Genomic DNA, 20,310 nt, shown 5'->3' with positions numbered 1-20,310 from the left:
GCGTCAGGTCTCCGTCGCTCCCGGCGCCAACCGCGCCGACGGCGAGGTCCGGTCCAGGTAGAGCCGCGACGCCCGTGCGACGAGCGGGTGCGCGTCGGCATGGTGGACGGCCCGTTTGCGCAGCCAGAACCCGCCCGCCCGCAGCTGGCTCGTCAGCACCTCCGCAGGTCCCGGCAGCCGCCCCTCGCGCTCGAGGAACGCGGAGCGGTAGCGGCGGAAGAGGCGGCCGTGGTCGAGGGCCATCGACACGAGTGCGGCCTGCGTCGCGGCGAGCAGCTCGGGATCGGTGACGTCGTCGAGGGCGGGACCGGCGGGCGCCAGGTCGGGCGCGAGGTCGGGCGCGACGAGGTCGGCGAGGTCGCCGTACGCCGTGACCTCGCGGCGCTCGAGCTCGGCCACCAGCCGCTCGCCGTACGACCGTGCCCACCCGAGGTGCTCCGTCGGCAGCTCGAGCGGTCGGTCGGTCGTGCCGGCGAGCCGCGCCCGGATCCCGGCCTCGATCACGAACCGGTGCTGGGTGGCGTTGAAGTGCTCGCCCACCGCCTCGTTGAGGCGCCGCACCACCTCGAGCTCCGCTGCGCCCAGCGAGACGTTGCGGACGGTCGCCCGGTCGCCCGGCCAACCGGCGGGCAGGTTCGCCGCCGCGGCGAAGCGGGCCAGGAGGACGGTGCCCGGGGTGCCCCGCGGCGGAACGGTGACCAGCCGGATCCGCTCGGCCGGCACCGCGGACGCCCACGTGTCGATGACGCGGAGGAGGTCGTGGCGCCAGTGGAAGGACACGCCCTCGCTCGGCGGCGCGCCCTCCTGTCCCCGCACCGACGCCACGAAGTCCGCCCAGGTGGTGGTGCCGCCGTTGACGACCGTCTGCTGCCACGCCGAGACCAGCGTCCGCGCCATGTCGCGTGCACCGACGACGACGTGCACCCGGTGGCCCGCCAGCGCTCCCACCAGCCGACGGGCCTGGCGCGGTCGCGCCAGGGACAGCTCCTCCTCGGAGACCACCACGCTCGGACCGTCGTGCGCCTCGACCAGGTCGACCAGCCGGCCCAGCGCCCCCGCGGCCTCTCCGCGCAGCTCGCCGCCCACACGCTGGCCGAGCAGGTCGTAGGCCGCGAGGCGCTGGGCACGGTGGCCCCCCGGGAAGAGCACCCCGGCGGCGGCGAGCTGCTCCGCCGTGGCCGTCAGGGCGCCCTGGATCGTGGTCGTCCCGGTCTTGTAGAGACCCACGTGGAGGAAGACGTCTGCCATGGCCACGACGCTAGGAATGCGCGGCGGCGAGCACATGGGGCCCACGTCCCGGTCGGCCGGGAATCTCCGGCGGCGAGCCGGGACGGTGACCTATCCCATAGCCGGCGCCAGTGACCCTCGCCACGGCACGGGCCTATCCTGCGCAGCATGACCAACCTCCCAGGTGGCCTCGACGGTGGACTGGACGAGCCCGAGGAGCTGCAGCCCGCGGAGGGCTCGCTCCGGCTGGTCGGTGACGACGACGCGTACGACGTCGCGGCGTGGGAGGCGGCCACCGCCGCCGTGCTGCGCAAGGCCCGGCGCCTTGGCGACGACGCACCCGACACCGACGTCTGGGACGTGCTCACCCGTGCGACGCTCGACGGCATCCGGGTGCCCCCGATCGGGCAGCCCGCTGACCTCGAGGACCTCACCACGTCAGGGCGCCCGCAGCGCGCCGGCGCGTGGGACGTGCGCACGATCCTCGTCGGGGACGACGCCGCCGAGGTCAACGACGCGGCGTTGGTCGACCTCGACAACGGCGCCACGTCGCTGCACCTCGATGTCGAGCTCGCCACCGACCTCGCCGTCGCGCTGCGCGGGGTGCTGCTCGACCTCGCCCCGGTGACGCTCGACCGGCCCGCCGAGGAGCAGTCGGTCGAGCTGGCCCGGCTGCTCGAGGAGTCGGCCGGTGACCCGCACCCGGGCAGCAACCTGTCGGCCGACCCGGCGACCGCGCTGACGTTCGGCGAGGGGCACGCCGACGGCGCGAGGACGGTGGCGGACTCCTTCGTCGACACCGTCCGCCGGGCCCAGGCGCTCGGCGTCCTGGGTGCGGTCGTCGACGGCACCGCGCTGCACGAGCGCGGCGCGAGCGACGCGCAGGAGCTCGGCTGGACCATGGCCGTCGGCGTCCACTACCTCCGCCTGCTGACCGAGGCCGGCTTCTCCGTCGACGACGCTGCCGGACTCGTCGAGTTCCGCTACGCCGCGACCGACGAGCAGTTCCCCACGATCGCCAAGCTGCGCGCGGCCCGGCGGCTCTGGGCCCGCGTCCTCGAGGCCAGCGGCGCCGGGGACGTCCCGCAGCGCCAGCACGTCGTGACCAGCCGCGCCATGATGACCAAGCAGGACCCCTGGGTGAACATGCTCCGCGCCACCGTCGCCGCCTTCGCTGCGGGAGTCGGTGGCGCCGACGCCATCACGGTCGTCCCGTTCGACGCGCGGCTCGGCAGGCCGGACGCCCTCGGTCGTCGCATCGCGCGCAACACGTCCTCGCTCCTGATCGAGGAGTCGCACGTCGCCGTGGTCGCCGATCCCGCAGGGGGCGCCTACGCCGTCGAGCGGCTCACCGACGAGCTCGCCGTCGCCGGGTGGGCCGAGCTCGGCCGGATCGAGTCCGACGGCGGGTTCGGCGAGCAGGCCGCGGCGGGCGTGAAGGCACGGGTCGCCGAGGTCCGCGCGGCGCGCGAGGCCGGCATCGCCGACCGGTCGCGTCCGCTGACCGGCGTCTCGGAGTTCCCCAACCTCGCCGAGGCGCTGCCCGAGCGCGAGCCCTGGAGCGGCCACGGCGTGCAGCCCTACGCCGCTCCCTACGAGGACATGCGCGCGACGCCTCCGGACCGGCCGGTCTTCCTCGCCACCATGGGCTCCATCGCCGCGCACACCGCGCGCGCCACCTTCGCCAGCAACCTCTTCGCGGCCGGCGGGGTCGCGGTCGAGGTGGCCGGCGCCACGTCCGACACCGCGGCGGTGCTCGAGGCCTACGCCGGCCAGCCCGTCGTCTGCCTCGCCGGCACCGACGCGGCGTACGCCGAGTGGGGCGCCGACCTCGTCGCCGCACTGCGGGCGGCAGGTGCGTCGTACGTCGTGCTGGCGGGGAAGCCGGGGGAGAAGACCGTGACCGACGTGGACGACTCGTGTGCCGTGGGGGTCGATGCGCTCGGCTTCCTGGGCCGGATCCGAGAGGAGCTCAGCCGATGAGCACTTCGAGACGGTCGCAGAGCGACCTCCTCAGCACAGGCATCCCGAAGAACTTCGCCGAGGTACCGCTGGCCGGTGGTCTCGTGACAGGCGCCGGAGCGCCTTCCTCGACCAACGGGGGAGCGGGCGAGGCGTGGAGCAGCCCGGAGGGCATCGACATCCTCCCGGTCTACGGACCCGAGCACCTCGACGGCCTCGACGGCCTCGACACGTGGCCCGGCCTCGCGCCGTTCCTGCGCGGGCCCTACCCGACGATGTACACCACGCAGCCGTGGACGATCCGGCAGTACGCCGGCTTCTCCACCGCTGAGGAGTCCAACGCCTTCTACCGCCGCAACCTCGCGGCGGGGCAGAAGGGCCTCAGCGTCGCCTTCGACCTCGCCACCCACCGCGGCTACGACTCCGACCACCCGCGGGTGCGCGGCGACGTCGGCATGGCGGGCGTGGCGATCGACTCGATCTACGACACCCGCACGCTCTTCGACGGCATCCCGCTCGACGAGATGTCGGTGTCGATGACGATGAACGGCGCGGTGCTGCCGGTGCTGGCGCTCTACATCGCGGCGGCCGAGGAGCAGGGGGTGAAGCCGGAACAGCTCGCGGGGACCATCCAGAACGACATCCTCAAGGAGTTCATGGTCCGCAACACCTACATCTACCCGCCGGCGCCGAGCATGCGGATCATCAGCGACATCTTCGCCTACACCTCGCAGAAGATGCCGCGCTTCAACTCCATCTCGATCTCCGGCTACCACATCCAGGAGGCCGGGGCGACGGCCGACCTCGAGCTGGCCTACACCCTCGCCGACGGCGTGGAGTACATCCGCGCAGGCCTCGGCACGGGCATGACGATCGACCAGTTCGCGCCGCGGCTGTCCTTCTTCTGGGCCATCGGGATGAACTTCTTCATGGAGGTCGCCAAGATGCGCGCGGCCCGCGCGCTGTGGGCGCGGCTGGTCGACGACTTCGAGCCGCAGAACCCCAAGTCGCGCTCGCTGCGCACGCACAGCCAGACCTCGGGCTGGTCGCTGACCGCGCAGGACGTCTTCAACAACGTCGGGCGCACCTGCATCGAGGCGATGGCCGCGACGCAGGGGCACACGCAGTCGCTGCACACCAACGCCCTCGACGAGGCGATCGCGCTGCCGACCGACTTCTCCGCGCGCATCGCCCGCAACACCCAGCTCCTGCTGCAGCAGGAGTCCGGCACCACGCAGGTCATCGACCCGTGGGCCGGCTCCTACTACGTCGAGAAGCTCACCCACGACCTCGCCGAGCGCGCCTGGGCCCACATCCAGGAGGCCGAGCGGGCCGGTGGCATGGCCGCCGCGATCGAGCAGGGCATCCCGAAGATGCGCATCGAGGAGGCGGCCGCCCGCACCCAGGCGCGCATCGACTCGGGCGCGCAGAAGGTCATCGGCGTCAACACCTACCGGCTCGCGGCCGAGGACAAGCTCGACGTGCTGCGCGTCGACAACGACGACGTCTACCGCCAGCAGGTCGCCAAGCTGGAGCGGCTGCGCGCCGAGCGCGACGACGACGACGTACGCCGTGCGCTGGACGCGCTGACCGCCTCGGCCGAGCGCGGCCCGGTCGGCGGCGGCTCCCTCGACGGCAACCTCCTCGCTCTGGCCGTCGACGCGGCCCGCGCGAAGGCGACCGTCGGCGAGATCTCCGACGCGCTGGAGAAGGTCTACGGCCGCCACCAGGCGGTGATCCGTACGATCAGCGGCGTGTACCGCGACGAGGCCGGCACCGCCGAGGGCACCAAGGTGGCCGAGGTGCTGAGGGCGACCGAGGAGTTCGAGGCCGAGGAGGGGCGCCGGCCGCGCATCCTCGTGGCCAAGATGGGCCAGGACGGCCACGACCGCGGCCAGAAGGTCGTGGTCACCGCCTTCGCCGACCTCGGCTTCGACGTCGACGTGGGCCCGCTGTTCTCCACGCCGGAGGAGGTCGCCCAACAGGCGATCGACTCCGACGTGCACATCGTCGGGGTGTCCTCCTTGGCTGCCGGCCACCTGACGCTGCTGCCCGCGCTCAAGCAGGCACTCGCCGACCAGGGCCGGCCCGACATCATGGTCGTGATCGGCGGCGTGATCCCGCCCGACGACGTGGCGACGCTCCACGAGATGGGTGCGGCCGCGGTCTTCCTGCCCGGCACCGTGATCGCGGAGTCGGCCCTCGACCTGATCGCGCGCCTGCGCGAACAGCACCGGGACGAGCCGGGAGCCTGATGCCGCGGCCGATCGACGTCGCCGTGCTCGTCGCGGCCGTGCAGGACGGCCAGCGTGCCGCGGTCGCGCGGGCCATCACCCTCGTCGAGTCGTCGCGTCCCGAACACCGGGCAGCCGCCCGTGAGCTGCTCACCGAGCTCGCGGCGACCGAGCGACCGATGGCGACCCGCGTCGGCATCTCGGGCGTCCCTGGCGTCGGGAAGTCGACGTTCATCGAGGCGCTCGGCACGCGGCTGACCGGGGCCGGGCACCGGGTCGGCGTCCTCGCCGTGGACCCGTCGTCGGTGCGCACGGGCGGCTCTGTGCTCGGTGACAAGACCCGCATGGCGACGCTGTCGGTCGATCCGAACGCCTTCATCCGCCCGTCGCCCTCGGCCGGGACGCTGGGCGGCGTCGCCCGGGCGACGACCCAGGCGATGCTGGTGCTCGAGGCGGCGGCGTACGACGTCGTCCTGGTCGAGACGGTCGGCGTGGGGCAGTCGGAGGTCACCGTCGCCGGCATGGTCGACACCTTTCTCTTCCTCACCCTCGCCCGCACCGGCGACCAGCTGCAGGGCATCAAGAAGGGCATCCTCGAGATCGCCGACGTGGTGGCGGTCAACAAGGCCGACGGCGACTTCGAGGCCGGCGCCCGCGTGGCGGCCCGCGAGCTCTCGGGCGCGCTCCGCCTGGTCCGTGGGCACGCCGAGTGGGCCCCGCCGGTCGTGACCTGCTCCGCGCTGACCGGGGCCGGGGTCGACGACGTGTGGCAGCGGGTGAACGCCCACCGCGAGCACCTCGGCACCGACGGCCTGGCCCACAAGCGTGCGGGGCAGCAGCTTGAGTTCACCTGGGCGCTCGTGCGCGACGAGCTCGACCAGCGGCTGCGCTCGTCGGCCGGGGTGGCCGCGGTGCGCGACGACGTACGACGGGCCGTCCTGTCCGGCGAGCTGCCGGCACCCCTGGCCGCGGATCGGATCCTCGCCGCGTACGACGGTGTCGCGACCTAGACTGGGTCGGTCATGCCAGAACCTCTCCCTGCCACCCCCGTCATCGCCGAGGTCGTCGACAAGTACGCCGACGACCTCGTCGCCCTCCGCCGCGACCTCCACGCCCACCCCGAGCTGAGCTGGGCCGAGGAGCGCACCTCCGACGCGGTCGTGACCGCGCTGGAGGGAGCAGGCTGGGCGGTGAGGCGACCCGACGGCGGCGGGGTGCTGGCCGAGATCGGCCACAGCGGCCGGCTGGTCGCGCTGCGCGCCGACCTCGACGCGCTGCCGGTCGACGACCTGATCTCCGACCCGTGGCGGAGCACCAACCCCGGGGTCGCCCACGCGTGCGGGCACGACGTCCACACGGCCGGGCTCGTCGGAGCCGGCCTCGCGCTGGCGGAGGTTGCTGCCCGCGGGATGCTCCCCGGACGCGTGCGACTGCTGTTCCAGCCCGCCGAGGAGGTCATGCCCGGCGGTGCGCTCCAGCTCATCTCCGCCGGTGCGCTGGAGGGTGTCTCCCACGTCTTCGGCCTGCACTGCGACCCGAGCCTCGACGTGGGCCGCATCGGCCTGCGCGAGGGGCCGCTGACCGGCGCCGCCGACGCGCTGACCGTGCGGTTGATCGGCAAGGGCGGCCACACCTCACGTCCGCACCTCACCGAGGACCTCACCTTCGCCCTCGGCAAGGTCATCACCGAGCTCCCGGCCATCCTGAGCCGACGTCTCGACCCGCGGGCAGGGGTCAGCGTGGTCTGGGGCATGGTGCGCGCGGGCTCGACCCATAACGTGATCCCGCACGGCGGCGTGGTGGCCGGCACGGTCCGGATGCTCGACGCCGTCGCCTGGGCCGACGCCGAGCACCTGATTCGCCAGCTGATCGCCGCGATCGTGGCGCCCTACAGCGTGACCGCCGAGGTGACCTACCAGCGAGGCGTGCCGCCCGTCGTGAACCACGAGGTGTCCACGCGCCTGCTCGGGAGGGCGGTCGAGAACGTCCTGGGCCCGCACGGCCACGTCACCACGGCCCAGAGCCTGGGCGGCGAGGACTTCGGGTGGTACCTCGACTCGATCTCCGGCGCCATGGCCCGCCTCGGCACCCGCACCCCCGGCGGACCGACGTACGACCTCCACCAGGGCAACCTCCGGGTCGACGAGGCGGCCACCGGCATCGCGGCCCGCGTGCTGGCCGAGGCGGCGGTGACGGCGCTCAGCGACTGACGTCGACCGGGTCTCCGGCGGGTGCCAGCGGCACGCCGAAGGTGAAGGTGCTGCCCTCCCCGAGGACGGACTCGACGGCCAGCCGGCCGCCCATCAGCTCGACGAGCTCGCGGCAGATGGCGAGCCCGAGGCCGACGCCCTGCCGGTCGCCGGTCGCGAGCGGGTCGGCCTGGACGAACGGCTCGTAGAGGTCGCGCAGGTGGCACTCGGTGATGCCGATGCCCGTGTCGCGGACCCGGAACTCGACCCAGGTGCCCGCAGCCGGGTCGTCGCACGGCCGGCTGGTCACCCTCACGTCGATCGAGCCGCGCTCGGTGAAGGTGATGGCGTTCTGGACCAGGTTGGTCACGACCTGGTTGACGCGCCGGCTGTCGCCGGTGGCGGCGTCGGGGACGTCGTTGTCGACGGTGAAGGTGAGGTCGAGCTCGCGGGACTCGGCGAAGGGCACCGCCCACGACGCGACGTCGTCGACCACGTCGCGTACGTCGACGGGGCCGCGCCGGAGGACCGTCTGGTGGGCCTCCAGGCCGGAGAACTCGAGGATGTCGTGGACCAGGCGCATGAGGCGCTCGCCCGAGCGGTGCACGATGCGGGCGAAGTGCTCGGGCTCGGGGTCGAGGTCGGAGCCCATGAGGAGCTCGGCGGCGCCGACGATCGCGGCCAGCGGGGTGCGCACCTCGTGGCTGACGGTGGCGAGGAAGAGCGACTTGGCGGCGTTGGCCTCCTCGAGCTCGCGGAGCACGCGCTTGGCCTCGGTGACGTCCTCGGAGACACCGTGCACGCCGACGACCTCGCCACCCACGATCACCGGGATCGCGGTGCAGCGGATGTCGGTGAGACCGCCGCCGGTGCTGACCACCCGGGCGTCCACGACCTGCGGCTCGCCGGCCATCGCCCCCTCGAATCCTTCCTGGATGTCGGACAGGTCCTCGGCGTGGATGACCTGCGCGAAGTGGGCCTTCCGCAGCTCCTCGAGGGTCAGGCCGGTCATCTCGAGCGTCCGCTCGTTGGCGTCGGTGAAGTAGCCGTCCTGGTCCACGGAGTAGGTCGCGTGGGGGTGGTGGGTGAACATCGACGCGTAGCGCTCGCCGCTCTGCGCCAGCGCCTGCGCGCCGAGGGTCGCGTTGGTCGACGAGGAGCGATCACGGTCGTGCTCGCCGAGAGCCATCAGAACCTCCGAGAGTCCGCTGGGGTGCGTTGCACCGTACCCCGCGGTATGCGCCTCGGATGCATCGACCGGGGGGGCGGCCCGGATGTTCGAAAAGGGCGCCTGCGGCTCGTCGGTCCGCTACGAGCCCGACCCCTCGGAGAGCTCGGCGGCGAAGAACTCGAGCGCCGTCTTGGTCTTCGTCTGCTGCTCGCCCGAGACGTCGAGGCCCTTGCCGGCCAGGAAGGCTCGCAGCTCCGCCGCGGCCTGGAAGGCCTCGGAGGGTGGGGACTTGGCCGACAGCTCAACGATCCTTGACCCGTCGGGGTAGAACCACACCTCCGCGACGAGTCGCATGCTCAGGTCCGGGGGGCGGAGCTTGAGCTTGAGGACGGTGATCGGTCCCAGGATCGACAGGTCGTCCAGCCCGAGGCCCTCGGGGGCATGCGCCTCGTAGAACCGGCGCTGCTCCTTGGAGTAGAGGGATCGGATGCCCTTGCGTCCCGCCGCGACGTCCTTGACGGCCTTCGGGCCGAGTGCGCCCTTCATGGACGCCGAGCACACGAAGCCACCCGGCATCGCGTCGACCTCGACCACCAGGTTGTCCGAGCTCCGCTCCGCCTCGACAGCCGCGGGCGTCACCGGCCTCAGCTTGACCACGGTGTCGTCCCCCCGCCCCTGGACCCGGCGAGCCCTGACGACCACGCCGACCTCGTTGAGGGCCAGGTCGGGGGTGTCGAAGAAGTACACCTGCCGGATCTGGGCGTCGAGCGGATCGACCCCCAGGGCCGTCGCTGCCTGGCGTCGGTGTGAGTCCGGCACCGTCAGCTTGAGCTCGACGCTGTCCGCGTCCCTCGCCAGCGCCAGCACCTCGCCGACCTGGGCGTCGGTGAGCCGAGCAGGGGTCTCCTCGGACGTGGCAGGCATCGTTCGCTTCCTTCCCTCGGGGGGAGGTCGCGCCGTACGACGACTCCGACCCGCCCCCGACTGTGCATCGCCGCGCGGTGCCGGGCTTCACCCGGAGCGTGTGAGCGAACATCCGAGGGACGTGGGAGCAGCCCGACGCTGCGTCCACCGCTCTGCTGGGCGCGCGTGGTGGGGGAGTCCTCGACCGGGCTGGCGCTCGGCCCAGGCGCTGCTCGCGTCCGAGCACGACACCTCGCGGCGGATGGCGGAGGCCGCGACGGGTGTGCCCACCTGCCGTACGTCGTGGTGCGACGCCCCGGCCGTCCACGCCGACCACGTCGCCGACCGCGCGCCGGGCAGGCACCGGCGTCGTGTTCCTTGCCGCACCACCACCGGACACTGGCAAGACACCTCCTGCGCCACCCCCGTCCCTCACGGAGTGCGCGGCCTCCACGACACCGCGGTCCCGGCGTCGGGTGCTCAGCTGTCTTCGGGATCGTGGACCTCTGCCATGTGCTTGACGAAGCGTCGTTCGGTTCGTCCGGACGTCGCATGAACGCGGACCTCGTCCGTGTCGAGCCACCCGTGTCGCCGATACACGTGCACGGCCCGCGTGTTGTCGTCGTAGACCCAGAGGTCCACCTCTGCTCGTCCGGTCTCCACCGCGTAGTCGGTCACGTCGCTCAGCAACCGGCCCGCAACGCCAGCACCCCACGCTGGGGGGTCAACGCCGAGGTAGAGAATCTCCAAGACGTCATCCCTCGGAACCACGACGGCGAAACCGGCCGCCCTGGCGCCAACGGATGCGAGGTGGAGTGTCGAGCCGGGAGCACGCAACCCCCGCTCGATGATCGGTAGTGCCGACTCCACCGGAGCAGGCTCGGGCTTGCCGTCGCGCTGTGCCGTGGAAGCTGCCCAGATCCGCGCCGCCTCCCACTGGCTGATCGAGTCCTTGTCCCTGGCTACCGCACCGTCGCCGATGTTCCCCACGACGATGATGGTCTCCGGCGCTCGTACCGACCGCAAGACGATCTCGGCCTGGGCGGAGGTCCGACCTGGACCCGCCCAGCGGCCGGCGCCGCCAGCCTCTGCATCCCTGACCGGTGCCGAGCGGGGCGTAGGTGGTGTCCTACTCGGAGACCGAGCGGCGCTTGCCACGATGGCGGTGGTGGTCATCACCGTGGCGAACTCCCCATGGAGATTGGTGCAGGTCGCTTGCGTGAGGGCGTCGGCGGTCAGCGTATGACCCTCTGGTCCGGTGCGATCGAAGGTGTGCGTCGCGTCGAAGGCGAAGATGGTGTCGTAGCCGAGGTTGCCGGCCACGCGAGCGGTTGTCTCGCAGCAGTGGTTGGTGGTGATGCCGCACACCACGAGCCCCGTCACGCGTTCACGTTGGAGCCATGCGTGCAGGTCAGGGGTGCCGTGAAAGCTCGAGTTGACGCTCTTGGTCACGATCAGGCTGGGGTTGGCCTTCTCGAGGTAGTCCTTGAACGCGTGTCCGGGATGATCGCGGTGGAGTGGACTGTGCGGGTCCGTGGAGGCGTGCTGGACGTAGACGATCGGCTGCCTGGCCGCGGCGAAGGCTGTGGTGAGGGCGGCGATGTTGGCGTCGGCGTCGGGGTTGTTGCGTGGGCCCCAGTACGTGGCCTCGTCGAAGCCACGCTGCGCGTCGACCACGATCAGCGCGGCGGTGTGGGGCAAGGACGTGGCGGTCGGGGTAGGTGGGTGGGTGCGAGTCACGTAGGGCTCCTGTGAGGCGGCCGCGTCGGCCGGGATGGGGTCAGCGACGTCCGCGCGGGCGGGTGGGCCAGCGGCGGGGTCCCCGCGCCAGGCGGGACTGTCGAGCTTCGTCGGCTTCGTTCAGCCGACGGCGGATCTCGTGGTTGGCGGCGGTGTGGATGAGCAGGTTGGCGGTCATGACGGTCTCCTCGGTGGTGGGTGGAGGCACCATCGTGTTCTGTGGGGAAGCCCGGTCGCGCCGGGGAAATCACCGGGGAGTTCGCCGGCGCACGTGGCGCTGCGAGGACGGGTCTGCAGTGCTGGGACTCACATGAGGTCGACGGTGAGTGCCGCGAGCTCGGTGCGTGAGGTGATGCCCAGCTTCGTGTAGACGTTCCGAAGGTGGAAGTCGACCGTGCGGGGGCTGATGAACAGCCGCGCCGCGACGTCCTTGTTGCTGAGCCCTTCTCGTACGAGGGCGGCGATCTGTGACTCCTGTGGGGTGAGGTCGCTGGCGACGAGGTTGGTGCCTCGGCGGGCAGTTTCACCGGAGGCTCGCAGCTCTTGGCGTGCGCGTTCGGCCCAGCTGGCAGCGCCGAGGCTCTCGAACGTGTCGAGCGCTTCACGCAGCGGGACGCGAGCCGCGGTACGGCGGCGGTGACGGCGCAGGTGCTCGCCAAGGGCGAGCTGGGTGCGTGCGCGTGCGGGCAGGCGGGGGGACTTGGCGTGCCAGTCCAGCGCGCTGGTGAGGTGCTCCTCGGCGTCCCCGTCCCCGAGGATGGCTCTGGCGTGGTGGACGGTGGCCCAGGCCCACGCCATGTCGGTTCCTTCGGCGAAGCAGCGGATCTCTTCGAGCCACGCGTCGGCGAGGTCTCGGCGGTCGGCACGTACGGCGGTCTCGATGCGGTCGAGTGCGGTCAGCCAGCGGGCCACGGGCAGGTCGATCTGCTGCAGGTGGTGCAGGGCCGTGGCGGGTGTGACGTCGAGCTGGCGGGCTGCGGCCCAGTGAGCCAGGCCGCGCACCAGGCCGGTCGTGGCGCCGTGCGGCGGGTGTTGTTCCAGCTCGGCGTCGAGGTCGCGCAGGCGCTGGGGGGCGGCCGGGTCGCCGCGCAGCGCCGAGATGACCGCGAGCTCGGCGAGCGGGAACGCCGCGAGCTCGTCGAGGCCCAGGTTGCGGTCCAGTAGCAGCGCTTCCTGGGCGGCCTTGAAGGCCTCGCTCCACGCCCCGGTGGCGATGCGGAACACGACGCCGCGGGTCAGGGCGTGCTCGATCATGTTCACGGCGCCGGCGTCGCGGGCGTGCTGGAGCTGCAGGTCGTGCAGCCGGATGGCTCGTTCGTCGTCGCCCAGGTGCATGGTGGCGATGGCGAGGTTGGCGTGAATCAGGCCCGGTGCTGTGGCCGGCAGCGGGAGGTCCCAGGCGCGTCGCAACGCCGTGGCGGCGCTGGCCCAGTCGTTGTCGATGACGGCGGTGAACCCGCGGAGCAGGGCATCGGCCGCCTGCTCCTCCACGGTCGCGTCGGGCGCGGGTGCGGTGACGATGGTGGAGGGGGAAGGGGTGTCCACTGCGTGGGCGCCGAACGAGGCCAGGGCCGAGGCGAGCATCGCGAGGACGCGAGCGTGGGCCGGGTCGTGGGGCGCGGCGGTGGCCGCTGCGCGGCACACGATCCGGTATCCGTCGTGCAGGGAGCGGGTGTTCCACTCGACCTGGCCCTGGAGCTGCAGGAGGTCCGCTCGCAGGAGCGGGTCGTCGGCGTCGACGAGCGCAGCACGGGTGAGGAGCTCGGTCTCGAGCGGGCGTCCGGCGGCGAGGTTGGCTCCGGCGGCGTTCAGCAGCCGTTGGGCGCGTTCGTGGGGGTCGAGGGTGAGCTCCGCGGCCCGGGCCCATGCTGCGGCGGCTGCTTCGTGGCCGCCGCGGCGGCTGGAGCGCTGTGCGGCTTCGTCGAGCGCTGCGACGACGTCGGGGTCCGGGCCATCGACGGACGCGGCCAGGTGCCAGGCCCGACGATCCTCGTGAGCGGTTCCTGCGAAGGCGTCGGCAAGGGCCCGGTGGGTCTGACGGCGCCGAGAGCTCGTGGCGGCTCCGTAGATGGCGGAGCGTACGAGCGGGTGGCGGAGCATCAGCCCCTCGGTGCTGATGCGGAGCAGTCCTGACTCCTCGGCGGTGTCGAACGCTTCCTCGGGTGCGCCGAGGGCGGCCGCAGCCCGGGCGACGGTGGCGGGGTGGCCGGAGTCGTCGGCGGCGACGACCAGCAGCACGGTCTGGGCTGCGGCATCGAGCTTGCGGTAGCGGTCCAGGAACGCGCGCTCGACCCGTTCGGTGAGCGGAAGGCGTTCGGGGAGGCGTTGGTGTCCGGTGAGCTGGTCTGGGGTGAGCGCACCGCTCAGCTCGATGAGACCGAGAGGGTTGCCGTCGGTGACGTCGAGGAGCTCTTCGAGTACATGCGCAGCGATCGGAGCGGCGGCCTGGTCGGCGATGAGCTCCCCGGCAGCGGTGGCGGCGACGCCAGCGATGGTGATGGTCGTGAGGTCCGGGGTGTCGAAGGCGCCGGCCTCGTCGTCACGGATGGCGAACATCAAGGCGACCGCTTCCCCCTCGAGTCGTCGTGCCACGAACAGCAGCGCTGCAGCGGAGGCGTCGTCGAGCCAGTGGGCGTCGTCGACGACTCCGAGGACGGGTTCGTCTCCGCCGACCTCGGAGAGCAGGTTCAGTGTGGCGAGGTAGACCAGGTGCCGGTCGCCAGCACCCTCGGCTTCTTCACCGAAGGCGGCGCGCAGCGCGCGCGCCTGGGGGGCTGGGATGCTGTCGAGGCGCCCGAGCACCGGACGCAGCAGCCGGTGCAGCGCAGCGAAGGGCAAAGGAGCTTCGGACTCGACACCGCGCGTGCGGAGGACGGTCACACCTCTACCGTCAACCGCGTCCCGGGCGGTCGTGACCGCGTCGTCGAGCAGTGCGGACTTCCCGACGCCCGGCTGGCCGCGGAGGACCAACGCGGCTCCGTCGCCGGCTGCGGCGCGTTCGACGAGCGCGCGCAATGCTGACTGCTCGGCCTCCCGTCCCCTCAGCACGGCGGCACCTTACCGAGACGGCCCGACACCGGAACAGGATTGCTGCCGCAGCTTTCCCCTGGATCTGTGAGGTTCTCTGCGGGCGTGTCGGTCACTGGGCCACCCGGCAGTCGAGCCGGTCCAGGACTGCCAGCACCTCGGCGCGCTCCACCGGCTCGCGAGCGGTGACGATGAGGAGCCCGGCAGCCTCGTCGACGTCGCAGAAGCTGACACCGGGCAGGTTGCCCACGTGCCGCTCGACCGCTTCACAGACCCCAACACCGGGCGGGTCTTCCAGGCGGAACATCACGGTCCCGACGAAGGCCCGCGGGGTGTTGCGCATCATCGGGGGCCCCCGGGCTGGGGGTCGGCCGTCCGGGCGTTGTGGGTGAGGGCGGTGATGATGAGCGGCCAGGCGGCAGGGGGCAGGTCGTGGCCCATGCCTTCGATGATCTCGAGTCGAGCGCCGGGGATGGCGGCTGCGGTCGCGCGCCCGCCGGAGGGGTGGCACATGGGGTCGGCGCTGCCGTGGATGACCACGGTGGGCACGTCGAGGCGCGCGAGCGCGCGGGTGCGGTCCGAAGCGGTCCGCACCGCCCGCTGCTGCCTTCGGCGTCCGTCGCGGGCGTCGGGGTCGCGTCGGAACGCCTCGACGGTCGCCCGTCGCAGCTCGTCGAGGTCCTGGGCGAGTCCGGTGGACCCGACGGCCCGGAAGATCCGGACCCGGCGTTCGACGGCTTCCTCCTCCGTGCGTGGACGGCGGGTGAGGAGGTGACGGAAGATCAGCGGGGAGGTGCGACCCTTCCCGCGCTGGCCGCTCGTCGACATCAGTGATGCGAGCGAGGCCACCCGGTCCGGGCGCCGGATCGCCATCAGCTGCGCCACCATGGCGCCGAGCGAGGCTCCGACGACGTGCGCGGTCGCAACTCCGAGGTGGTCGAGGAGCCCGACGGCGTCGTCAGCCATGTCGTCGAGCGTGTACGTCCCGCCGGGCAGGTGGGTCGACCGTCCCGCGTCGCGGTTGTCGAACCGGACCACGTGAAGTCCTTGATCTGCCAGCTGCCGGCAGAACGCGTCGGGCCAGTGCACGAGCTGGAAACCCAGCCCCATGATGAGAAGCATCGGGGGTGACGCCGGGTCGCCGAAGGTCTGGTAGCACAGCGTCACGTCCCCGACGTCGGCGAAGCGTTCCGGGCTCGGAGTGGTGGGAAGGTCACGGGTCCATGCCAGCGCGGTGGTCGGCTCCTCGCCGGCCAGGTACGGCGTGGCTGTCTCGCCCGGTCGGTAGCCCATCGTGGTCCAGAACGGGTCGGCGAACGGGGCGTTGGTGGCGACGATGGTGGCCCGCAGACGTTGGACCTCGGGCCAACGGGCGACCCAGTCGAGCAGCAGGTCGTGGGTGCGACGGCCGACACCGCGCCGTTGGTGGGCTGGATGGGTCTGGAGGAGTCCGATGTGTGCCGTGTGCGCGTCGGGCCACCCGCGCAGCACGTCGACGACGGCGACCAGGTCACCGGTGTGGTCGTACGCCCCGAGCACCACCTTGTGCTCAGCCGGCAGACCGGGTGGCCGCCCCTCGAGCAGGTCGACCGCCGCGTGCGGGCTTGCCGGGGCCCCGGTGACGCGGCGTGCGTAGCCCGCGTCAGCCTCGAGCAGCGCCTGGAGGGTGTGGGTGTCGCGTTGGTCGAGCTCGCGCAGGAGCAGCCGGGGTGCATCGGTGGCGGTCATGCCCGGTCCTGCAGGTAGCGGGTGTAGGCGTCGGGTCGCCAGGCGGCGACGACCTTGGTGCGGAGCGTGGCTCCCAGTCGCTGGTAGAAGCGCTGGCCGGCGTCGTTGTCCTGGTTGACGCCCCATGTGACGAGGGACTGCTCGGGGCTCACGTGCTGCGCCAGGGCGGCCATGAGCTGTCCGCCGATGCCGCGGTCGCGGACCTGGGGGCGGACGTAGAGGTCGTCCATGGCGAAGACGTCGCGGCCCTGCCACAGGTTGAGCTGACGGGTGCCGCTGACGTACCCGACGGGCTGTCCAGCGGTGACGGCGAGGAGTACCACCACGGACGGGTCGGCGAGCATGCGGCCCCAGTCCTCGCGGGTGGCGTGGACGGCATCGGCGGAGTTCTCGTGCGTGGCGAGCTCCATGAGCAGAGTCCGGACGTCGTCGGCGTCCTCCACGCCGGCACGTCGGATGGTGACGGTGCTGGTGGCGGTGCTGAAGGCGTTCAGCTGGTCGGTCATGGGGATCTCCTGTACGGGTCGGTTGTCGCGTCGGGAAGAACGCCGGGTTCTGCACCTGAAGGGGGCGTGCGGGGTGGTGCAGAACCCGGCTGCATGGGGGGCTTGCGGTGTGAGCGGAGGCGGTCACTCGCGGATGGCGGTGAGCACCTCCAGCCGGGCGGCACGGCGAGCGGGCGCCAGCCCGCCGACGGTTCCGACCACGAGGGCCACGGCACCCACGAGCACGAGCCCGGTGGTGGGGACCCGCAGGTGCAGGTCGCCTCCCTGAGCGATGCCGCGTACGAACAAGGCGCTGGTTGCGACGCCGATCGTGGTTCCGACGAGCAGGCCGGCGACGGCGATGAGCAGGGACTCGGTGCGGATCATGGTGCGCAACTGACGCCGCGTCATCCCGACCGCTCGAAGCAGCCCGAGCTCGCGGGTGCGTTCGATGATGGACAGCGCCAGCGTGTTGGTGATGCCCAGCATGGCGATCAGCACGGTCAGCATCAGCACGGCAGTGATCAGCGTGAGAATGCCGTCCAGGGACGCGGTTCGCGCCTCGGCCGCGCTGGCCTGGTCTCGTACCTCGACCGTCGGCATGCCCTCGAGGGCGTCCTCGAGCGCGAGCCGGGCGTCGTGGACGCTGGTTCCGGAGCTGGGGCGCACCAGGAGGCTGGCGTCGACACGCTCGGTGAACCAGTCGCGGTAGCTGGCGAGCGAGACCAGGTAGTCGGTGCTCAACGCTTTCGCGTCGTCGTCGTCGATGAGTCCGACGACGGGCACCTTGACTGTCCCCGTGCGGGCGAACGTCATGCCAAGGGTGTCGCCCACGGTGAGGCCGCGCTCGGTTGCCTGGCGTTCGGTGATGACCACCCCGTCGCGCAGGTCGGTCAGGCTGCCTTCGACCATGTCGACGTCGGTCACGTCATCGATCGTCGTGGGGTCGAGCGCGGTGAGGGCACGGGTGGCACCGGAGTCCTTCCAGTGCCCGAACCGCAGGGGCGAGACCGTGCCGACCTCGTCCAGGTCCTCGATCGTCTTCAGGGTCGTGGGTCCGAGGCCGCCGAGCATCTCGCCGCGTGCGCTCTCCACCACCAGCTCCGCGGTGATGGCCTCGTCGAAGCCGGACTGCAGAGCCGCGCGCACCGAGGCACCGACGACGGAGACGAACACCACCAGCGCGAGGCTGAGCGCCAGCGCCATCACGGTCGCTCCGGTGCGCCGCGGCGCCCGGCGGGCGGCCTCTCGAGCCAAACCCGCAGGCACGCTGCGGCCGGTGATGGCGCTCAGTCCGCGGCCGATCAGGTTCACCACGGCGGGCGCGACCATCGGGGCGAGGGCGACCATCCCGGCCACCAGCGCGGCAGTGCCGGCGCCGAGTGCCGGCATCGACTCGGCTGCGCCGCCGACGCTGAGCGCGGCGACTCCCACGGCCGTGAACGTGACGCCGACAGCGGCGCGGATACGACCCCGGCCGCCGGCCGTGCCGAGAGCGCCTTCGCGCATGGCCATCACCGGGGAGATGCGGGCCGCGCGACGAGCGGCACCGAAGGCGGCGATGAGCGTGACGCCGATCCCGACGGCCAGCGCGACGATCAGGGTGCGGGCCGACAGGACGGTCGGGCCGTCCGGGACGGTCGCGCCGGCTGCGTCCAACAGGGAGCGGAGCCCGGTGGCGGCGACGAGACCCGCACCGGTGCCGGCCAGGGCGCCGGCGATGCCGAGGACGGTGGCCTCGCCGAGGATGGAGGTCATGACCTGGCGGCCGGTGGCTCCGGCTGCGCGCATGACGGCGAGCTCGCGGGTGCGCTGGGTGACCAGCACGGAGAAGGTGTTGGCGATGAGGAACGCTCCGATCACCAGGGCCGCTCCGGCGAGCGCGAGCAGTGCGCCGGTGATGAAGCCGAGCTGGGACTTGGCAGCTGCCGCGCTCGCGGCGGCCGTGTCCTGGCTGGCCTCCACGTCGACGTCGGCGCCGAGGGCGGCGCGGAGGTCCTCGGTCACGCCCGAGGTCGCGGTGCCGTCGGCTGCGATGACGTCGATCTGCGAGATGCCGTCGCCGAGTCGCAGGAGACGCTGGGCGGTGGGCAGGCTGGTGAGGGCGACGGTGGTGTCGGGCAGGCCGTCGGACTCGCCGAAGCCGACGAGTCCGACGACCCGGAGGTCGGCCTCACGGTCGGCCTGAACCCGGACGGTGTCGCCGACAGTGATGTCGTGTGCGGTCGCGGTGGCGGCGTCGATGACGACCTGGTCCGCGTCGCCGGGTGCGCGGCCGTCACGGAGGGTGAACCCGTCGACGCCGGTCCACGAGCTCAGCATGGAGGGGCCTGCGGGCACGATCGCCTTGCCGTCGGTGATGAGGAGTCCGGTTCCCTTGACGACGGGGATGGCCTGGTCGACGCCGGGCAGGGTGGCGGCGCGGGCTGCGAGCTGGGGGTCGAGGGGGTCGCGTTCGACCTCGACTCCCATGGCGGCGTCGAAGGCGACGGCGTCGCGGACGACGATGTCGACCTCGGTACTGGCGTCACGGAACTGGTCGTCGAACACCTTGCGGGAGGTGTCGGTGAGCACGAGGGTGCCGACGACGAACGTCACGCCGAGAGTGATGGCGGCGAAGGTGAGCAGCAGCCGGCCGCGGTGGGCCATGGTCTGCTTGAGGACGAGGCGGAGCATGGGTCAGCCCTCCGGGTGGGTGTCGGTGCTGGAAGCAGCGGTGTAGGGGCGGTCGTCCGCCTCGGTGTCGAGCTGGAGCATCCGGTCGGCGATAGCCGAGGCGGTGGGGTCGGCGATCTCCTCGATGACGCGGCCGTCGGTGAGGAGCACGACCCGGTCGGCGTGCGCGGCCGCAAGCGGGTCGTGGGTGACCATGACGATGGTCTGGCCGAGGTCGTCGCACGCGTCGCGAAGGAACCTCAGCAGGGCCTGGCCGTGCCGGGTGTCGAGGTTCCCGGTCGGCTCGTCGGCGAACACGATCTCGGGGCGGGTGACCAGGGCCCGGGCGACTGCGACTCGCTGCTGCTGTCCACCAGACAGCTCCGAAGGTCGGTGCTGCAGGCGCTGACCCAAGCCGAGGGTGTCGACCAGTCGAGCCATCCATTCAGGGTCCGGGCGACGTCCCGCGAGGTCGAGCGGGAGGGTGATGTTCTCCTGCGCGGTCAGCGCGGGAAGCAGGTTGAAGCTCTGGAAGACGAACCCGAAGCGGTCGCGGCGCAGCAACGTGCGCTGCCGCTCGCCGAGGTTGGTGAGGTCGGTGTCTCCGATGAGTACCCGGCCGGCGTCGAGGACGTCGAGGCCGGCGAGGGCGTGCATCAGGGTCGACTTGCCGGAACCGGACGGGCCCATGATGCCGGTGAAGGTTCCGGTGTGGATGTCGAGGTCGGCGCCGTCGAGGGCCTGCACGGCCGCAGGCCCGGTGCCGTAGGTCTTCACGAGCCCGCGTGCGCGCACCGCGACGGGCTTGGTCGGGGCCGCAACAGAGTGGGTGTCGGCGGTGCCGGGGGTGTCGTTGAGCAGGTTCGTCATGGTGGCTCCTTGGTCGCGTGGCCGTGCGCCGGCCGAGTGGTGGTCGCGTGGTTGTCGGGTGGAGGGCTTCGTGGGTTCGGGGTTTGAGCCTCGGTCTCCCCGGCTCGTGGTCGCGCCGG

15 protein-coding genes are annotated in these 20,310 nt (G+C 72.3%); 4 read left to right on the top strand and 11 right to left on the bottom strand.

Annotated features, from left to right (window positions below):
- Positions 1 to 3: 3 nt before the first annotated feature.
- A complete protein-coding gene (locus tag Q1B24_RS01220; protein ID WP_299922346.1) occupies positions 4 to 1,248 on the bottom strand; it encodes a hypothetical protein in 1,245 nt (414 codons plus the stop codon).
- 147 nt (positions 1,249 to 1,395) lie between these two features.
- On the opposite strand from Q1B24_RS01220, the gene Q1B24_RS01215 reads away from it, so the two are divergent.
- From Q1B24_RS01215 to Q1B24_RS01200, 4 genes are read left to right on the top strand one after another with little or no spacing between them, the layout of a single operon-like run.
- A complete protein-coding gene (locus Q1B24_RS01215) occupies positions 1,396 to 3,210 on the top strand; it encodes a methylmalonyl-CoA mutase family protein (RefSeq protein WP_299922344.1) in 1,815 nt (604 codons plus the stop codon).
- Positions 3,207 to 5,444 carry a methylmalonyl-CoA mutase gene (scpA, locus tag Q1B24_RS01210; protein WP_299922342.1) on the top strand — a complete coding sequence of 746 codons (2,238 nt, stop codon included), beginning with the start codon at positions 3,207 to 3,209 and terminating at the stop codon, positions 5,442 to 5,444. Before Q1B24_RS01215 ends, scpA begins: the two co-directional genes overlap by 4 nt.
- Complete coding sequence (meaB, locus tag Q1B24_RS01205) at positions 5,444 to 6,433, top strand: methylmalonyl Co-A mutase-associated GTPase MeaB (protein WP_299922340.1); 990 nt, start codon at positions 5,444 to 5,446, stop codon at positions 6,431 to 6,433. Before scpA ends, meaB begins: the two co-directional genes overlap by 1 nt.
- A gap of 12 nt (positions 6,434 to 6,445) precedes the next feature.
- Entirely contained in the window at positions 6,446 to 7,633 is a 1,188-nt protein-coding gene (locus Q1B24_RS01200) for an amidohydrolase (protein ID WP_299922338.1), read from the top strand.
- Here the strand turns inward: Q1B24_RS01200 and Q1B24_RS01195 are convergent.
- The 10 genes from Q1B24_RS01195 to Q1B24_RS01150 all read right to left on the bottom strand — a co-directional run bounded on the left by Q1B24_RS01195 (position 7,623) and on the right by Q1B24_RS01150 (position 20,191).
- Complete coding sequence (locus Q1B24_RS01195; protein ID WP_299922336.1) at positions 7,623 to 8,801, bottom strand: ATP-binding protein; 1,179 nt, start codon at positions 8,799 to 8,801, stop codon at positions 7,623 to 7,625. The genes Q1B24_RS01200 and Q1B24_RS01195 overlap by 11 nt on opposite strands.
- Positions 8,802 to 8,921: 120 nt before the next feature.
- Positions 8,922 to 9,707, bottom strand: coding sequence for a hypothetical protein (locus Q1B24_RS01190; protein WP_299922334.1), 786 nt, complete (start codon positions 9,705 to 9,707; stop codon positions 8,922 to 8,924).
- 459 nt (positions 9,708 to 10,166) lie between these two features.
- Complete coding sequence (locus Q1B24_RS01185; protein ID WP_299922332.1) at positions 10,167 to 11,426, bottom strand: isochorismatase family protein; 1,260 nt, start codon at positions 11,424 to 11,426, stop codon at positions 10,167 to 10,169.
- 40 nt (positions 11,427 to 11,466) lie between these two features.
- Positions 11,467 to 11,604, bottom strand: a complete 138-nt coding sequence (locus Q1B24_RS01180) for a hypothetical protein (protein WP_299922330.1) — start codon at positions 11,602 to 11,604, stop codon at positions 11,467 to 11,469.
- A gap of 128 nt (positions 11,605 to 11,732) precedes the next feature.
- A complete protein-coding gene (locus Q1B24_RS01175; RefSeq protein WP_299922328.1) occupies positions 11,733 to 14,474 on the bottom strand; it encodes an AAA family ATPase in 2,742 nt (913 codons plus the stop codon).
- Positions 14,475 to 14,565: 91 nt separating this feature from the next.
- Positions 14,566 to 14,799 (bottom strand): hypothetical protein, encoded by a 234-nt coding sequence (locus tag Q1B24_RS01170; RefSeq protein ID WP_299922326.1) that lies wholly within the window; start codon positions 14,797 to 14,799, stop codon positions 14,566 to 14,568.
- Entirely contained in the window at positions 14,796 to 16,181 is a 1,386-nt protein-coding gene (locus Q1B24_RS01165) for an alpha/beta fold hydrolase (RefSeq protein ID WP_299922324.1), read from the bottom strand. Before Q1B24_RS01165 ends, Q1B24_RS01170 begins: the two co-directional genes overlap by 4 nt.
- Positions 16,178 to 16,687 carry a GNAT family N-acetyltransferase gene (locus Q1B24_RS01160; protein WP_299922322.1) on the bottom strand — a complete coding sequence of 170 codons (510 nt, stop codon included), beginning with the start codon at positions 16,685 to 16,687 and terminating at the stop codon, positions 16,178 to 16,180. The genes Q1B24_RS01165 and Q1B24_RS01160 overlap by 4 nt, the downstream gene beginning before the upstream one ends.
- A gap of 123 nt (positions 16,688 to 16,810) precedes the next feature.
- The gene (locus tag Q1B24_RS01155; protein WP_299922320.1) at positions 16,811 to 19,342 is read right to left on the bottom strand and encodes an ABC transporter permease; all 2,532 of its coding nucleotides are present in this window, start codon (positions 19,340 to 19,342) and stop codon (positions 16,811 to 16,813) included.
- 3 nt (positions 19,343 to 19,345) lie between these two features.
- Positions 19,346 to 20,191, bottom strand: coding sequence for an ABC transporter ATP-binding protein (locus Q1B24_RS01150; RefSeq protein WP_299922318.1), 846 nt, complete (start codon positions 20,189 to 20,191; stop codon positions 19,346 to 19,348).
- Positions 20,192 to 20,310: the final 119 nt, after the last annotated feature.

Origin of the sequence: uncultured Nocardioides sp. (assembly GCF_947488025.1) — a bacterium.
In the GTDB taxonomy this organism is placed as follows: domain Bacteria; phylum Actinomycetota; class Actinomycetes; order Propionibacteriales; family Nocardioidaceae; genus Nocardioides.
Note: the sequence above shows the minus strand (reverse complement) of the source record. Positions and strands in the feature narration are given on the sequence as shown.

What these genes read in the sequence shown, in the direction of transcription:
- Q1B24_RS01195 (WP_299922336.1), bottom strand. Translation starts at nt 8,801, where the DNA reads ATGGCTCTCGGCGAGCACGACCGTGATCGCTCCTCGTCGACCAACGCG.
- Q1B24_RS01215 (WP_299922344.1), top strand. Translation starts at nt 1,396, where the DNA reads ATGACCAACCTCCCAGGTGGCCTCGACGGTGGACTGGACGAGCCCGAG.
- Q1B24_RS01170 (WP_299922326.1), bottom strand. Translation starts at nt 14,799, where the DNA reads ATGATGCGCAACACCCCGCGGGCCTTCGTCGGGACCGTGATGTTCCGC.
- meaB (WP_299922340.1), top strand. Translation starts at nt 5,444, where the DNA reads ATGCCGCGGCCGATCGACGTCGCCGTGCTCGTCGCGGCCGTGCAGGAC.
- Q1B24_RS01220 (WP_299922346.1), bottom strand. Translation starts at nt 1,248, where the DNA reads ATGGCAGACGTCTTCCTCCACGTGGGTCTCTACAAGACCGGGACGACC.
- Q1B24_RS01200 (WP_299922338.1), top strand. Translation starts at nt 6,446, where the DNA reads ATGCCAGAACCTCTCCCTGCCACCCCCGTCATCGCCGAGGTCGTCGAC.
- scpA (WP_299922342.1), top strand. Translation starts at nt 3,207, where the DNA reads ATGAGCACTTCGAGACGGTCGCAGAGCGACCTCCTCAGCACAGGCATC.
- Q1B24_RS01165 (WP_299922324.1), bottom strand. Translation starts at nt 16,181, where the DNA reads ATGACCGCCACCGATGCACCCCGGCTGCTCCTGCGCGAGCTCGACCAA.
- Q1B24_RS01160 (WP_299922322.1), bottom strand. Translation starts at nt 16,687, where the DNA reads ATGACCGACCAGCTGAACGCCTTCAGCACCGCCACCAGCACCGTCACC.
- Q1B24_RS01190 (WP_299922334.1), bottom strand. Translation starts at nt 9,707, where the DNA reads ATGCCTGCCACGTCCGAGGAGACCCCTGCTCGGCTCACCGACGCCCAG.
- Q1B24_RS01155 (WP_299922320.1), bottom strand. Translation starts at nt 19,342, where the DNA reads ATGCTCCGCCTCGTCCTCAAGCAGACCATGGCCCACCGCGGCCGGCTG.
- Q1B24_RS01180 (WP_299922330.1), bottom strand. Translation starts at nt 11,604, where the DNA reads ATGACCGCCAACCTGCTCATCCACACCGCCGCCAACCACGAGATCCGC.
- Q1B24_RS01150 (WP_299922318.1), bottom strand. Translation starts at nt 20,191, where the DNA reads ATGACGAACCTGCTCAACGACACCCCCGGCACCGCCGACACCCACTCT.